The sequence below is a fragment of the Rhodococcus sp. EPR-157 genome, assembly GCF_001647195.1.
Classification (GTDB): domain Bacteria; phylum Actinomycetota; class Actinomycetes; order Mycobacteriales; family Mycobacteriaceae; genus Rhodococcoides.
The window spans coordinates 1-2638 of sequence record NZ_LVCV01000197.1 but is presented as its reverse complement, the minus strand read 5'-3'; the positions used below and the strand labels follow the sequence as shown (position 1 = coordinate 2638).

The 2638-nt window shown below is 61.0% G+C and carries 4 protein-coding genes; 3 read left to right on the top strand and 1 reads right to left on the bottom strand.

Annotation, left to right across the window (positions count from 1 at the left end; all coding sequences use genetic code 11):
* Nucleotides 1-505 (top strand): LysR substrate-binding domain-containing protein (locus A2J03_RS09185; protein ID WP_231912455.1); only part of this gene is annotated, 505 nt, incomplete at its 5' end.
* 19 nt (nt 506-524) lie between these two features.
* Here the strand turns inward: A2J03_RS09185 and A2J03_RS09180 are convergent.
* Entirely contained in the window at nt 525-989 is a 465-nt protein-coding gene (locus A2J03_RS09180) for an SRPBCC domain-containing protein (protein WP_068372486.1), read from the bottom strand.
* A gap of 377 nt (nt 990-1366) precedes the next feature.
* Here A2J03_RS09180 and A2J03_RS09175 point away from each other — a divergent pair, with 377 nt between their 5' ends.
* Together A2J03_RS09175 and A2J03_RS31595 are read left to right on the top strand one after the other, a co-directional pair.
* Nucleotides 1367-1891, top strand: coding sequence for a DUF6328 family protein (locus A2J03_RS09175; RefSeq protein WP_068372483.1), 525 nt, complete (start codon nt 1367-1369; stop codon nt 1889-1891).
* Nucleotides 1892-2305: 414 nt separating this feature from the next.
* A partial coding sequence (locus A2J03_RS31595) for a sucrase ferredoxin (protein WP_331712363.1) occupies nt 2306-2638 on the top strand: 333 nt, incomplete at its 3' end.

Here is a 2638-nt window from a genome sequence, read left to right as displayed (position 1 = left end):
ACACGACGCGCTCGTGGACAGGACCGTCGATGTCGTGCTGAGACGTGGAGTCATGACACCACCTGACCTGGCCACCGCGGTTCTCCACTACGACACACTGAATATTGCAGTCGATTCCAACCACGACCTCGCCCGATGCAACGAGATCTCACTGCCGGACATCGCCGACTGGCCACTGGTGGTGTGGGCACCACCCGGGCACTCCTTCTATACTGACTTCCTCGTCTCTGCCTGTAGACGTGCGGGTTTCGAGCCCACGTTGGTCGTGAACCCGATCCAGGGAACACCTCCGGTAACGGCCGTCGTAGGAACGGACCGAGTCGCCCTCGTCACGGCAGCCGTAGGCCCGGCCCTGAACGGGCAGGTGCGGGTATCGAGCCTCGCCGACGCCCCGCGCGTCCCAGTGCAGGCAGTCTGGCTGCCGCACACCATTTCTCATGCCCGGACGTTGCTGCTAGAAGCCGAATACCTCGACGGCGAGTACGTGCCATCGAGGTATTCGTAACTGTCGGACGATAATCGGGTCAGGTAGTTGCCTCGGCATCGAGCCGGCTCAGAGTGGCAGTCAGCTGATCCTCCGTGACCAGCGGAAACTTCACCTGCTCGAGGAGCTTCTTGTCGGTTACCTTCGACCAGTCGTAAGTGTGACGGACCAGCGTCTCATTCGGACCCTGAGACTCCAACTCCCACAGCCACTCCCACCCGGGAGGCTCGGTACCTGCGGGCGCGGTCTTCCAGGCCAACAACTTGTCCTTGGCGTAGCCGGACACGTGATTGTCGGTTTGGTACTCGCCGCCCATGTGATCGCCCTGCATGTTCATCGTGAACACTTCGCCGACCTTCTGGATGCGATCGGCGTGGTCCACACCTCGGATGAATCCGGAGCCGTCGAGTGATTGGTGTCGCTCCGGGTTGGAGAGGACGTCGAAAACTGCGTCGACCGGTGCCTCGATGGTGCGTTCGACAGTGACCTTCGTTGTGTCGCTCATCCCTCCACCCTGCCTGCACTTCGCCGAGTCGGCAACGTGCCTGCGCATGCGGCCCGATTCGTTGCAAGGAGCAGATCCGCGGAAGCAATGACTCGCCACATTCGGCAGTCAGATGCGAGGACGAGACAGGGACTCGCTCGATCACTACTGCACAACTCGAACTTTGCTTCTCGACGCTCTGGTGCCTGGCATGCCTCGACCATCGCAGCGCCGCCAATACGATGATTCGTTGCGCATGGTGTGGGTAACCCTTATCTGCCGCAGCTTCACCAGTGATCAATGTTGTCCGAGTCGGGCGGTCATCGATTGCGAGGAGTCGAGATGGATGTACCGAACACCATCAGAGCGTCCAGTGTGCCGAGACCAGGTCGATGACGATGTCGGATAGCAGCTCAGAAGAACAGTCGGAAAGCCGCAACGAAGGCTTCAATTCGCGCCACCGTGGAGAAAGCCCCGAGCAATCGCTCGATCGAAACTGGATGAGTCTGCTGCAGGAGCTTCGGGTGGTCCAGACCGGCGTTCAGCTGCTGACCGGATTTCTGCTCATTCTCCCGTTCCAAAACAAGTTCGCCGAACTCCCTGCATACGACAAAGTGATCTATATGGTCGCGGTTCTCGCCTCGGTGACCGCCACGATTTTGTTGACCTCTCCAGTGGGGATGCACCGGATGCTGTTTCGGCGACGTGCGCTCGCAGACTTGGTCTCAGCGGCACACCGCGCGGCGATGGCGGGGTTGATCTTGCTCGGTGTGACGCTCACCTGCGTGGTTGTCTTGATCACCGACGTCGTCGTCGGGCCCGAAGCGGCCGTCACCGCGGGCGTTGCAGCAGTGGCGACCTTTTTCGGTGTCTGGGTGATGTATCCGCTACTGCTACGACGCCGCATCGCGTCATCTCCGTAGATGAGAATCTCCGAATCAGTTGTCACCGAGCGCATGCCTCCGCAGCCTGTGGTGGGCACGTTGATGCGATTGCCACATAGTTCGGGCATACAGTAGCGGCGCCGCCCGCCCCGGCTCACATCGACGAACACACCATTGCAGGTCGGGACGCGCAGGAGCGAAACCGCTCGTAACCGAGCATGCGCGCGGTACCTAGCAGGGCGTAGCCGACGAAGATTGTCAGCTCCTCGGCTAGTGAACCGACGCCATTCGGTTCCGTTGCGACTGGGAGTAGCACCGTTCCAACCGGATGGGCCACTCGGTGAGGTCGGCGTCGAACTGCAAAGGCGATGCGCGCAACTAGGTGTCCGACTTCAGCTGATACGAGATCCGCACCGGACACGGTCCGACACTTCTCAACGCCGAACATATTTGGTGCACTCCGGGCGCTCCGGGCCATGGATCACGCGCCACCACTATCGACGCCTCAACCAGCTACTCGATCTCGATATCACCGCCGCAGTGGCCGCTATCCCGCCAGAGTCCGGTGAACGAGTATTCCAGCCTCTGTATCTGGTCTGCACTCACGGAAAGAAGGACCCGTGTTGCGCAGTGTTCGGGCGCCCGGTCGTCCGTGCTTTGGCCGACGCACGCTCGCCGGTATTCGAATCCACGCATATGGGCGGTGACCGATTCGCCGGCGGAATGGTCGCCCTACCCGACGGCAGCTACTACGGTCATGTCGAGCCGAGCACCGCCGAAAGTATC